At 73.4% G+C, this 12989-nt stretch carries 2 protein-coding genes and 1 pseudogene; all 3 read left to right on the top strand.

Annotated features, from left to right (window positions below):
- Positions 1-69 precede the first annotated feature (69 nt).
- Positions 70-5490, top strand: a pseudogene (locus tag OG435_RS44240) (type I polyketide synthase); the annotation flags it as partial.
- 107 nt (positions 5491-5597) lie between these two features.
- Complete coding sequence (locus tag OG435_RS44235; protein ID WP_266886721.1) at positions 5598-12089, top strand: type I polyketide synthase; 6492 nt, start codon at positions 5598-5600, stop codon at positions 12087-12089.
- Between the two features lie 100 nt (positions 12090-12189).
- A complete protein-coding gene (locus tag OG435_RS44230) occupies positions 12190-12963 on the top strand; it encodes an SDR family NAD(P)-dependent oxidoreductase (protein WP_266886719.1) in 774 nt (257 codons plus the stop codon).
- Positions 12964-12989: the final 26 nt, after the last annotated feature.

Raw genomic sequence — 12989 nt, 5'->3', positions numbered from 1 at the left:
GACACACCAACACCGGGGAGCTGAATTCACGTGGCTGACGAGGTACAACTCCGCGAATACCTCAAGAGGGCCATCGCCGACGCCCGAGACGCGCGCAAGCGTCTGCGCGAGGTCGAGGACAAGGAACAGGAGCCGATCGCCATCATCGCCATGGCCTGCAGGTACCCGGGAGGCGTCGCCTCGCCCGCGGACCTGTGGGAGCTGGTGGCCGACGGAGTCGACGCAGTCTCCGACTTCCCCGCCGACCGCGGCTGGGACCTGGAGCGCCTCTACGACCCCGACCCGGAGAAGACCGGCACCTCCTACTCCCGCGAAGGCGGCTTCCTCTACGACGCCGACCTCTTCGATCCCGAACTGTTCGGGATGTCCCCGCGCGAGGCCCTGGCGGCCGACCCGCAGCAGCGCCTCCTCCTGGAGACCGCCTGGGAGACCTTCGAGAGCGCCGGCATCGACCCGGCCTCGCTCAAGGGCACCCGGACCGGTGTGTTCGCCGGCGTCATGTACAACGACTACGGCTCGCGCTCCCACCTTCCGTCCGAGGGGTTCGAGGGCTACCTCTTCAGCGGCAGCGCCGGCTCCATCGCCTCGGGCCGGGTCGCCTACACGTACGGCCTGGAAGGCCCGGCCGTCACCATCGACACCGCCTGCTCCTCCTCCCTGGTCGCCCTCCACCTCGCGGCCAACGCCCTGCGGCGCGGAGAGTGCGACCTCGCGCTCGCCGGCGGCGTCACCGTGATGTCGACACCGGTCGCCTTCGTGGAGTTCTCCCGGCTGCGCGGGCTCGCCGCCGACGGCCGCAGCAAGTCCTTCTCCGCCGACGCGGACGGTACGGGCTGGGCCGAGGGCGCGGGCCTGCTCCTCGTGGAGAAGCTGTCCGACGCCCGGCGCAACGGCCACCGGGTCCTCGCCGTCATGCGCGGCTCGGCCGTGAACCAGGACGGCGCCTCCAACGGCCTGACCGCCCCCAACGGTCCGGCGCAGGAGCGGGTCATCCGTCAGGCGCTGGCCGCCGCGGGGCTGAGCACCGCCGACGTCGACGTCGTGGAGGCGCACGGCACCGGGACGCGGCTCGGCGACCCGATCGAGGCACAAGCCCTGCTCGCCACCTACGGGCAGGGCCGTCCCGAGGGCCGCCCGCTCTACCTGGGCTCCCTCAAGTCGAACATCGGCCACGCCCAGGCCGCGGCCGGCGTCGGCGGCGTCATCAAGATGATCCAGGCCATGGAACACGGCGTGCTGCCCCGCACCCTGCACAGCGAACAGCCGACCACCCACGTCGACTGGGACACGGGCGCCATCTCCCTGCTCCACGAGGCCAGGCCCTGGCCCGAGACCGGAACCCCGCGCCGCGCGGCCGTCTCCTCGTTCGGCTTCGGCGGGACGAACGCGCACGTGATCATCGAGGAGCCGCCGGCGGCCAAGGAGTCCACGGAGGAGACCGCCGAGGAGGGCGTGGCCGCGACAGCGCTTCCCGTCGTGCCGTGGACCGTCTCCGGCAAGACCGCCGACGCGCTCCGCGACCAGGCGCGGCGGCTGTACGCCCGCCTCACGGTGGACCTCGGCGTGTCCCCGTTGGACGTCGGCTTCTCGTTGGCGACGGGCCGGGCGTCGTTGGACCATCGTGCGGTGGTGACGGGCCGGGACCGTGGCGAGCTGCTCGCAGGCGTGCGGGCGCTGGCCGAGGGCGGCAGCGCTCCGGGTCTGATGCGCGGTGAGCGCGTCGGCGGCCGGGTCGGTTTCCTGTTCACGGGTCAGGGTGCGCAGCGGGTGGGGATGGCGCAGGAGCTGTACGCGTCGTTCCCGGTGTTCGCCGCCGCTTTCGACCAGGTGTCGGGTCTTCTGGACGCGGCTCTTGGCGGTTCCCTCCGTGAGGTGATCGCTTCGGGTGAGGGTCTGGACGAGACGGGGTGGACTCAGCCGGCGTTGTTCGCGGTGGAGGTCGCTCTGTTCCGTCTGGTGGAGTCGTGGGGCGTGCGGCCCGACTTCGTCGCGGGTCATTCGATCGGTGAGATCGCCGCCGCCCATGTGGCGGGGGTGTTCTCCCTCCAGGACGCGGTGCGTCTGGTGGTGGCGCGTGCGGGGCTGATGCAGGCGTTGCCGAGGGGCGGCGCGATGGTGGCCGTCCAGGCCTCGGAGGACGAAGTCCTGCCGCTGCTGGACAGCCGGGTGGCGATCGCGGCGGTCAACGGTCCGCAGTCCGTGGTGGTCTCCGGTGAGGAGGCAGCGGTCCTCGCGGTCGCGGGGAAGCTCGAGGAGCTGGGCCGTAAGACGCGCCGGCTGACGGTGAGCCACGCGTTCCACTCGCCGTTGATGGATCCGATGCTCGACGAGTTCAAGGCCGTCGCATCCGAACTGACCTACGCGGGTCCCCGTATCGCGGTGGTCTCCACGGTCACCGGTCGGCTGGCGGAGGGCACTGATCTGCGGTCGGCGGAGTACTGGGCTGATCAGGTCCGTGGCACGGTCCGCTTCGCGGACGCGGTGGAGTCCTTGGCCGCGGAGGGTGTGACCTCGTATCTGGAGATCGGTCCGGACGGTGTCCTGTCGGCTCTGGCCGAGGGCGCTGTTCCGGCGCTCCGTCGCGGTCGCGACGAGGTCACGACGCTGCTCTCGGCGGTCGGGTCGTTGTTCACGCGAGGTGTTCCGGTCGACTGGCAGGCGTTGTACGCCGGGACGGGTGCCCGTCGGGTGCCGTTGCCGACGTACGCCTTCCAGCGCCGGCGCTACTGGCTCGAACCCCGGCCCGTCCTGGAGGCCTTCGGCAACGGCGCCCCCACCACCGGCCACCCGGTCCTGGGCTCACCCATCACCGTGGCCGGCTTCAACCAGATCCTGTTCACCAGCCGCCTCTCCCTCAAGAGCCACCCGTGGCTCGCCGACCACGTGGTGCTCGGCTCGCCCGTCCTCCCCGCCTCGGCACTGGTCGAACTCGCGATCCACGCGGGCGACCTGATCGGCCACCCGGCGCTCGACGAGCTGAACCTCCAGGTACCGCTGGTCCTCCCGGAGGAGGGCAACATCCAGCTCCAGGTCAGGGCCGGCACCCCCGACGACACCGGACGGCACTGCCTGTGCCTGTACTCCCGCCCCGATGACTTCGACGCGCCGTGGACCATGCACGCCGAGGGCTGGTACCTGACCGAGGAGCCTGAGGTCGCGGCGTCCCTCACCTGGGACGAGAGCGCGACGGGCCGGACCGTCGAGATCCACCTCCCCGACGGCCTCCAGGCCGACGCCGGCCGGTACGGGCTGCACCCGGTCCTGCTGCAAGCGGCCCTGCCCGTCCGCCCGGACAACCCGGCCGCCGGTACGGTCCCGGTCCCCGCCGACTGGTACGGGGTACGGCTCCACGCCACCGGAGCGACCGCCGTCAAGGCGCGGGTCACGGAGACCGACGAGGACTCCTTCTCGCTCCAGCTGGCCGACGCGGCCGGAGACCTGGTCTTCTCCGTGAAGTCCATCGTCTTCCGCGACATACCCAACGAGCAGTTCAGGTCCGCCGTGGGCGGTGACAGCACGGGACGCGAATCGCTCTTCCACGTCGACTGGACGCCCGCCACGCCGCAGGAGCCCGCCGAACCGCTCGCGTGGGCCGTCCTGGACCCGAACGGCACCGGCGAGAACGCGTACCCGCACCCGGGGGCCGTGGCCGAGGCCCTCGCCGCCGGCACCCGGATCGACGCCGTCATGCTGCCGTGGACCCCCGCGGAACCCGACGCCGACCAGGCCGCCGCCACGCACACGGCCACGCGCGAAGCCCTGGCCCTGGTGCGGGAGTGGCTGGCGGACGAGCGTCTCGAGGAGACCCGGCTCGTCGTGGTCACCTCGGGCGCGGTGGCCACCGAGGACGGGGAGGACGTCACCGACCTGGCGGGCGCCGCGGTCTGGGGCCTGCTCCGCTCGGCCCAGTCGGAAGCCCCCGACCGGATCGTCCTCATCGACACGGACACGGACACGGACACGGGCACGGGCACGGGCACGGGCACGGGCACGGACACCGCGCCCGGCACCGACACCGGCACCCGCGCCCTGTCCGCCCTCGTCGCCGCCGGCGAACCGCAGGCCGCCCTGCGCGGCGGCCACACGTTCCTGCCCCGCCTGCGACGCGTCCACGTCACCGACGCACCCGCCGGCCGGGCCCCCGCCTGGGACCGGGGCACCGTCCTCGTCACCGGCGGCACCGGCGCACTCGGAGCCGTCATCGCCCGGCACCTCGTCGCCGAGCACGGCGCCGCCCGGCTCCTGCTGCTCTCCCGCACCGGGGAACAGGCCGACGGCGTGCCGGAGCTCCTGGACGACCTGCGGGGCATCGGCGCCCACGTCACCGTCGCCGCCTGCGACGCCGGCGACCGGGACGCGCTGGCCCAGGTGCTCGCGGGCATCCCCGCGGAGCACCCGCTGACCGCCGTCGTGCACACCGCCGGCGTACTCGACAACGGGCTGATCCCCGCCCTCACCGACGACAGGCTCGCCGGCGTGCTGCGGCCCAAGGCGGACGCGGCCTGGCACCTGCACGAGCTGACCCGGGACCTGGATCTGGAGGCGTTCGTGATGTTCTCCTCCACCGTCGGCGTCCTCGGAGGCCCCGGCCAGGCCAACTACGCGGCGGCCAACGCCTTCCTCGACGCACTCGCCGCGCACCGCAGCGCCCAGGGCCTGCCCGCGACCTCCATCGCCTGGGGTCTGTGGCAGGCGGGCGGCATCAACGCCCACCTGGCCGAGAGCGACCTCAACCGCTTCGCCCGCGACGGCTTCCGGCCGATCGCCCGGGTCGAGGGCCTCTCCCTGTTCGACCGGTCCACCGCCGACGTCCGGGCCGCGCTCGTCGCGACGCCGGTGGGCGTGTCCGCCGTACGGGCCCAGGCCCGGATCCCCGCCCTCCTGAGCGAGCTCGCGGCCGTGACGGGCCGCCGTGTCGCCCGGTCCGGGCCCGCCGATCACGCCGCCGACGCGGCGGCCGACCTCGGCGCGCGGCTGGCCGGACTGAGCGAGGCGGAGCAGGAGCAACTGCTCCTGACGCTCGTACGTTCCGACGTGGCCGCGGTCCTCGGCCGTACCGACGCACAGTCCATCGCCCCGGGCCGCGCCTTCCAGGACCTGGGCTTCGACTCCCTCACCGCGGTCGACCTGCGCAACCGGATCGCCACCGCCACCGGTGCCAAGCTCCCCGCCACCCTCGTGTTCGACCACCCCACCCCGGCGGCCCTCGTCACGTACCTGCGAGAACGCCTCCTCCCGAAGGCGCCGGACGCCCGCCAGGAGCTGTTCGACGAACTGGACCAGGTGGAACGGAAGCTGGCCGCCGTCTCCGAGAACGGCCAGGACCGGTCCGCCGTCTCCGCCCGCCTGCGGGCACTGCTGTCCCGCATCGAGGGGACCGACGAGACGACCGCGGAGGGCGCCGGCAGCGCGTCCGACGCCATCGAGTTGGCCTCGGTCGACGAGCTCCTCAGCTTCATCGACAACGAACTCGGCAGCTCCACCAGCTAGATGCCCGGTCCGCCCCGGTGGCGGACCGAGCCCAGAGCCGGTCCGGTGGCGCCCCCACCGGACCGGCCCCTGCCACTCAGCCTTCGCCCGAGGAGAGCACGAACCCGATGTCCAACCCGTCGAACGAAGAGAAGCTGGTCGAGTACCTGAAGCGGGTCACGGTCGACCTGCAGAAGGCGAACCGGAAGATCGCCTCGCTCGAGGCCGCCGAGTCCGAGCCGATCGCCGTCGTCGGCATGGCCTGCCGCTTCCCCGGCGGAGTGGCCTCCCCCGAGGACCTGTGGCAGCTGGTCGACTCCGGCACCGACGCCATCACCGACTTCCCCGCCGACCGCGGCTGGGACCTGGAGCGCCTCTACGACCCCGACCCGGGCCGCCCCGGCACCTCCTACACCCGCCAGGCGGGCTTCCTGCACGACGCGGGCCTCTTCGACGCCGGCTTCTTCGGGATCTCCCCCCGCGAGGCCCTCGCCATGGACCCGCAGCAGCGCCTCCTCCTGGAGACCTCGTGGGAGGCGCTCGAGCAGGCCGGGATCGACCCCGACACCCTGCGCGGGAGCCGCACCGGCGTCTTCGCGGGCATCATCGAGCAGAGCTACCTGGGTCTGGAAGGACCGGAGGAGTTCGAGGGCTACCTGCTCACCAGCAAGCTCAGCAGCGTCGCCTCCGGCCGGATCGCCTACAGCCTCGGCCTGGAGGGCCCGGCCGTCTCCGTCGACACCGCCTGCTCCTCCTCCCTGGTCGCCCTCCACCTCGCGGTCCAGTCGCTGCGCTCCGGCGAGTCCGACCTCGCGCTCGCCGGCGGCGTCACCGTGACCGCGACCCCCGGCGGGTTCGTCGACTTCTCCCGGCAGAGCGGCCTGGCCCCCGACGGCCGCATCAAGTCCTTCTCCGCCGACGCCGACGGCACCTCGTGGTCGGAGGGCGTCGGCATGCTCCTCGTGGAGAAACTGTCCGACGCGCGCCGCAACGGCCACCAGGTCCTCGCCGTCATCCGCGGCACGGCCGTCAACCAGGACGGCGCATCCAATGGCCTGACCGCTCCCAACGGTCCGGCGCAGGAGCGGGTCATCCGTCAGGCGCTGGCCGCCGCGGGCCTGACCACCTCCGACGTGGATGCGGTCGAGGCGCACGGCACCGGGACGCGCCTCGGCGACCCGATCGAGGCGCAGGCGATCCTCGCCACCTACGGTCAGGGCCGCCCGGAGGGCCGCCCGCTCTACCTGGGCTCCCTCAAGTCGAACATCGGGCACACCGTCGCCGCGGCCGGCGTCGGCGGCGTCATCAAGATGATCCAGGCGATGGAACACGGTGTGCTGCCCCGCACCCTGCACGTGGAGAGCCCCACGCCGATGGCGGACTGGGACTCGGGCGCGGTACAGCTGCTGACCGAGGCCCGCGCCTGGCCGGCCACCGAACGCGCCCGCAGGGCCGCCGTCTCCGCCTTCGGCGTCAGCGGGACGAACGCGCATGTGATCATCGAGGAGCCGCCGGCGGCCAAGGAGTCCGCGGAGGAGACCGCCGAGAAGACCGCGCCCGCGGCAGCGCTTCCCGCCGTGCCCTGGCTGCTGTCGGGCAAGACGGAGGAAGCCCTACGGCAGCAGGCCCGCCGCCTGTACGACCATGTCGGCGAGGCAGCCGACGAGGCAGCCCTTTCCCCGTTGGACGTCGGTTTCTCGTTGGCGACGGGTCGGGCATCGCTCGACCACCGTGCGGTGGTGACGGGCCGGGACCGTGCTGAACTCCTTGAGGGGGTCCGGGCGCTGGCCGAGGGCGGCACGTCTCCGGGTCTCGTGCGAGGTGAGCGTTCCGGCGGCCGGGTCGGCTTTCTTTTCACTGGTCAGGGCGCGCAGCGGGTGGGGATGGCGCAGGAGTTGTACGCGTCTTTCCCGGTGTTCGCTACGGCTTTCGATGAGGTGTCGAAGCACTGTGATGCGGCTCTTGGCGGCTCCCTCCAAGAGGTGATCGTCTCGGGTGAGGGTCTGGACGAGACGGGGTGGACTCAGCCGGCGTTGTTCGCGGTGGAGGTCGCTCTGTTCCGTCTGGTGGAGTCGTGGGGCATGCGGCCCGACTTCGTCGCAGGGCATTCGATCGGTGAGATCGCCGCCGCCCATGTGGCGGGGGTGTTCTCCCTCGAAGATGCGGTGCGTCTGGTGGTGGCGCGTGCGGGGCTGATGCAGGCGTTGCCGAAGGGCGGCGCGATGGTGGCCGTCCAGGCCTCGGAGGACGAGATCCTTCCCCTGCTGGACGGCCAGGTCGCGATCGCGGCCGTGAACGGCCCCCGGTCGGTCGTGATCTCCGGTGAAGAGGCAGCGGTCCTCGCGGTCGCGGGGAAGCTCGAGGAGCTGGGCCGCAAGACACGCCGGCTGACGGTGAGCCACGCGTTCCACTCGCCGTTGATGGATCCGATGCTCGACGAGTTCAAGGCCGTCGCCTCCGAACTGACCTACGCGGCCCCCCGTATCGCGGTGGTCTCGACGGTGACGGGAAAGGTGGCTGCCGGAACCGATCTGCGGTCGGCCGAGTACTGGGCCGACCAGGTCCGCGGCACGGTCCGCTTCGCCGACGCCGTGAGCACGCTCGCCGCCCAGGGCGTCACCACCACCCTGGAGCTCGGCCCCGACAGCACCCTCTCCGCCCTCGCCGCCGATCTCCTCCCCTCCACCGTCGCCCTGATGCGCCGCGACCGCCCCGAAGCCGTCACGGCCGTCACCACGCTCGGCCGACTCCACCAGCTCGGCGTCCCCGTCGACTGGGAGGGGTTCTTCTCCGGCACCGGTGCACGCAGGGTCCCCCTGCCGACGTACGCCTTCCAGCGCCAGCGCTACTGGGTCGAGTCGACGGCCGCCGCCGCCGACGCCGCCGGGCTCGGCATGCGGCCGACCGGCCACCCGCTCCTCGGCGCCGCCGTCGTCCTCGCGGGCGCCGAGCAGGCCGTGTTCACCAGCACGTTCTCCCCCCGCGCCCATCCGTGGCTCGCCGACCACACCGTCTCCGGTTCCGTGGTGCTGCCGGCCGCGGCCCTCGTCGAGCTCGTGATCCGGGCCGGCGACGAGTTCGGGGCGACCGTCCTCGACGAACTCGCCCTGGACACCCCCTTCGTCCTGTCCGCGGGCGGCACGCACCAGCTCCAGGTCGGTGTCGGGGCTCCCGACGCCACCGGTCGCCGTCCGGTCACCGTGCACGGCCGCCCCGACGACCCCGACGCGCCGTGGACCGCGCACGCCCACGGCACGCTGAGCGTCACCGCCGAAGGCCCCGCGTTCGAGCCGGTCGTGTGGCCCCCGGCCGACGCCGAGGAGATCGCCCTCGAAGAGCTGTACGCCCGGCTCGCCGACGCGGGCCTCTCGTACGGGCCGGCGTACCAGGGCCTCACGGCCGCCTGGCGCCGCGGCGACGAGCTCTTCGCCGAGGTCGCCCTGCCCGAAGGGGCGGCCGGCGCCCAGGGCTTCGCCCTGCACCCCGCGCTCCTCGACGCGGCCCTGCGGCCCCTGCTCCCCGCCGTGCAGGACGGCACTCCGTACGCCGCCCACTGGCGCGGCGTACGGCTCTACGCGACCGGCGCCACCTCGCTCCGGGCCCGGATCGCCCAGTGGGGCCCCGGCACCGCGCGCGTCGAACTCGCCGATCCGGCCGGGCAGCCCGTCGCCCTCGTCGCCGAGACGGCGGTGCGCCGTGTCGACGACGGCGAGTTCGCGACGGCCGTCGACCGGCACGACGACGCGCTGTTCCACCTGGCCTGGACGCCCCTGAGCGTGGAGGCGGGGGAGACCCGCCCGGCCACGCTCGGCGAGGAGGGCGAGTTCACGAGCCCCGCCGAGGTGGCCGCCGCCATCGCCGCGGGCCGGTCCGTTCCCCTCGTCCTGCTCCGCGCCGAGCCGCAACCGACGGGCTCGCTGCCCGGCTCGGTCCACGCCGCGACGAAGAAGGCCCTGGCTCTGGTGCGGGAGTGGCTGGCGGACGAGCGTCTCGAGGAGACCCGGCTCGTCGTGGTGACCTCGGGTGCGGTGGCCACGGAGGACGGGGAGGACGTCACCGACCTGGCGGGCGCAGCGGTCTGGGGCCTGCTCCGCTCGGCCCAGTCGGAAGCCCCCGGCCGCATCGTCCTCATCGACGCAGCCCCCGACGCCGCCCCCGGCCTCGCCCCCGGCGCCGATCTCGTGAGCGACGCACTGATCGCGGGTCTCGCCGCCTCCGGCGAACCCCAGGCCGCCCTGCGCGGCGGACAGGCGTACGTCCCCCGCCTCGCCCGCGCCGTCGCACCCGCTCCCGGCGCCACCCCGGCCTGGAACCCCGACGGCACGGTCCTGATCACCGGCGGCACCGGCAGTCTCGGAGCCCTCTTCGCCCGCCACCTCGCGACCGTGCACGGAGTGCGCCACCTCCTGCTCACCAGCCGCAGCGGCCCCGCCGCCGCCGGCGCGAAGGAGCTGTCGGCCGAACTCACCGCCCTCGGCGCCCGGGTCACCATCACGGCCTGCGACACGGCCGACCCCGTCGCCCTCGCGGATCTCCTCGACACGGTCCCCGCCGACCTCCCGCTCACCGGTGTCGTGCACGCCGCCGGCATCCTCGACGACGGCCTCGTCAGCACCCTCACCCCCGAGCGGCTGCACGCCGTACTGCGGCCCAAGGCCGACGCCGCCTGGAACCTGCACCGGCTCACCCAGTACAAGGAGCTCACCGCCTTCGTCCTCTTCTCCTCCATCGCGGCCGTCGTCGGCGGACCCGGCCAGTCCAACTACGCCGCCGCCAACCAGTTCCTGGACGCCCTCGCCCAGCACCGGCACGTGCACGGCCTGCCCGCCACCTCGGTCGCCTGGGGGCTCTGGGAGCAGTCCGGCGGCATGAGCGGCCACCTCAGCGAGACCGACCTCGGCCGGATCGCCCGGAGCGGCTTCCGCCCCGTCCCCCAGGACCAGGGGCCCGCCCTGCTCGACCGGGCGATGGCCCTCGGCCGTCCGGCCGTCGTCACGACCCCGTTGGACATCGCCGTCCTGCGCGAACAGCCCGGCCGCATCCCGGTGGTGCTCACCGGGCTCGCCCCCGCCCCCCTCCGACGGGCCGCCTCCGAGGAGGGCGCGGCCACGAACGGCTCGCTGGCCGACCTGGTCGCCGGACTCGGCGGGCCCGAGCGGGAACAGGCCGTCCTGGACGCGGCGCTCGGAGTGATCGCGGCCGTTCTCGGCCATGCCGACACCTCCGGAATCCAGGCCGGACAACCGCTGACCAAGCTGGGCTTCGACTCGCTGACCTCCGTCGAGCTCCGCAACCGGCTGAGCGCCCTGGCGGGCTCCAAGCTGCCCGCGACGCTCGTCTTCGACCACCCCACCCCCGCCGCCCTCGCGGCCTTCGTCTCCGGACAGCTCCCCGGCGGGCCCGGTCCGGACGCCGTCCCGGCCCTCCCCGCCGTGGACTTCGCCGCCGAGGTGCGCCTCGCCGAGGACATCCGCCCGGCAGCCCGGGTCGCGGCGCCGGCCGGGGAACCGCGGGAGATCCTGCTCACCGGAGCCACCGGCTTCCTCGGCGCCTTCCTGCTGCGCGACCTGATGCGGACGACCACGGCGACGATCCACTGCCTCGTCCGCGGCGCCGACCAGGACGAGGCCCTGGACCGGCTGCGGACCAACATGGAGTGGTACCGACTGTGGGACGAGGTCGACGGGAGCCGGCTGTCCCTCGTCCTCGGCGACCTGGCCGAGGAGCGGCTCGGTCTCACGGAGGAGCGCTTCGACGCCCTGGCCCGGACCGTGGACGCCGTCTACCACAACGGCGCCCGGGTCCACTGGCTGCATCCGTACACCACGCTGCGCGACGCCAACGTCCGCGGCACGCAGGAGGTGCTGCGCCTGGCGGCCCGTCACCGCACCGTGCCCGTCCACTACGTGTCCACCGTCGGCGTCTTCGACGGCGTACGGGAGGAGGGCGTCCCGCTCAAGGTGACCGACCCGACCGGCCCCGCCGAGGCCCTGCCCAGTGGCTACCTCCAGAGCAAGTGGGTCGCCGAGCAGCTCATCGGCATCGCCCGCGAGCGGGGACTGCCCGTCTCCGTCTACCGGGTCGACGTGATCTCCGGCGACACACGCAGCGGGGCCTGCCAGACCCGCGACTTCGTCTGGCTCAGCCTCAAGGGCATCCTCCAGTCCGCGGCGGTGCCCACCGGCACCGGCGGCCGGTTCCACCTGCTGCCGGTCGACTACGTCAGCGCCGCCATCACCACCCTCGCCCGGCAGCGGGACACCGTCGGCCGCACCTTCCACCTGTTCAACCGGAGCTCCCTCAGCCTCGCCCAGTGCGTGGAGTACCTCCGGGAGCACGGGTACGCGCTGGCCGAGCAGGACTGGCACAGCTGGAGCGAGACGGTCGGTGCGAGCGGCGACAACGCGCTCCGTCCCCTGCTCCACGCCTTCGAGATGATGACCTCCGACACCGACGGCTTCTATCCGCCGATCGACACCTCCGACACCCTCGCGGCCCTCGCGGGGACCGGCGTCGACTGCCCGCCGCTCACCGCCGGACTCTTCGCCCGGTACGTCGAGTTCTTCGTGGAGGTCGGCCACTTCCCGCCCGCGCCGGGACGGGTGCCGGCGCACGCGTGACCCTGAGGTCCGGGCCCGGTTCCAACGGCGTGACCAGGCCCGGACCTTCGACTTGAGACATCCTTTACCTTTCTCGGCGGAACGTGGCAGCATCGGCGCCATGGTGGATGTGGATAAGGGTGGGTTACTTCAGGGCAAGGTCGTCCTGATCACGGGGGCGAGCAGTGGCATAGGGGCGGCGGCCGCGTCCGTCTTCGCCAGGGAAGGCGCGTCGGTGGTCCTGGCCGCGCGCCGGGAGGAGCGGCTGACCGCCCTCACGGCGGAGCTGAACGACAAGGGGTTCCGGGCCTCGTCGATGGTCTGCGACGTGACCCGCGCCGACGACGTACGGCGGGCGGTCGCGCATGCGACGGAACGTTTCGGCGGGCTCGACGGGGCCTTCAACAACGCGGGCATCGGCGGGGACCGGACCCCCCTCCACGAGATGGAGGACGAGGTCTACGACAGCATCTTCGACACCAACGTGCGGGGGCTGTGGAACTGCCTGCGCGCCGAGATCGGCGCGATGCTCGCCGGCGGCGGCGCCATCGTCAACAACAGCAGCGTGGGCGGCCTGGTGGCGATCTCCGCCGCGGCCCCGTACGTGGCGTCCAAGCACGCGGTGGCCGGCCTCACCCGCGCCGCCGCCGACGAGTACGCGCTGCGGGGCATCCGCGTGAACGCGGTGGCGCCCGGTCCGACCCGCAGCGAGATCACGCTCGGCTGGTTCGCGCGCAACCCCGGTCTGGAGGAGACGGTCGAGGCGGCCACCTCCCAGAAGCGCACCGCCGCACCCGAGGAGGTGGCCGAGGCCGCGGCCTGGCTGCTCAGCGACAGGTCCTCGTACGTCACCGGTGTCGTCATGCCGGTGGACGGCGGCTACCTCAACCACTGAGCGCGGTCGGGCGGGTACGGAACGGG

The organism is Streptomyces sp. NBC_01264 (assembly GCF_026340675.1).
In the GTDB taxonomy this organism is placed as follows: Bacteria; Actinomycetota; Actinomycetes; order Streptomycetales; family Streptomycetaceae; genus Streptomyces.
This window is presented reverse-complemented; position numbering and strand designations above follow the sequence as displayed.

What these genes read in the sequence shown, in the direction of transcription:
- OG435_RS44235 (WP_266886721.1), top strand. Translation starts at nt 5,598, where the DNA reads ATGTCCAACCCGTCGAACGAAGAGAAGCTGGTCGAGTACCTGAAGCGG.
- OG435_RS44230 (WP_266886719.1), top strand. Translation starts at nt 12,190, where the DNA reads ATGGTGGATGTGGATAAGGGTGGGTTACTTCAGGGCAAGGTCGTCCTG.